The organism is Klebsiella sp. K47, assembly GCF_051858335.1.
Taxonomy (GTDB): domain Bacteria; phylum Pseudomonadota; class Gammaproteobacteria; order Enterobacterales; family Enterobacteriaceae; genus Klebsiella; species Klebsiella pneumoniae.
Genome location: NZ_JBPYUI010000401.1, coordinates 1 through 225, shown reverse-complemented (window position 1 = coordinate 225; position 225 = coordinate 1). Strand labels below are relative to the sequence as shown.

General features: G+C 44.0%; 1 protein-coding gene. It reads left to right on the top strand.

Translation table 11 applies throughout. From position 1 onward, the window contains the following. Positions 1–31: 31 nt before the first annotated feature. Positions 32–225, top strand: a 194-nt coding sequence (locus RRF55_RS28550) for a hypothetical protein (protein ID WP_439419377.1), incomplete at its 3' end; no start/stop codon positions are given.

Here is a 225-nt window from a genome sequence, read left to right as displayed (position 1 = left end):
TAATACTCTTGTTTGATCATTTGAGGTAACTATGCCAAAGGCCAATCGCTTATCAAAACTTGTAAAAACCACGTCACGCTTGCCGAAAGCGTTGCGTACGCGATTATGGAGTCAAGCTTTTGGTCGCATAGTTCCCATGGTCGGCAGTGCCAATATTCGTTATTTGCAAGTCAGTCACAGCGAAGTCGTAGTCAAAATCGAAAATCACCGTGCCATGCAAAACCA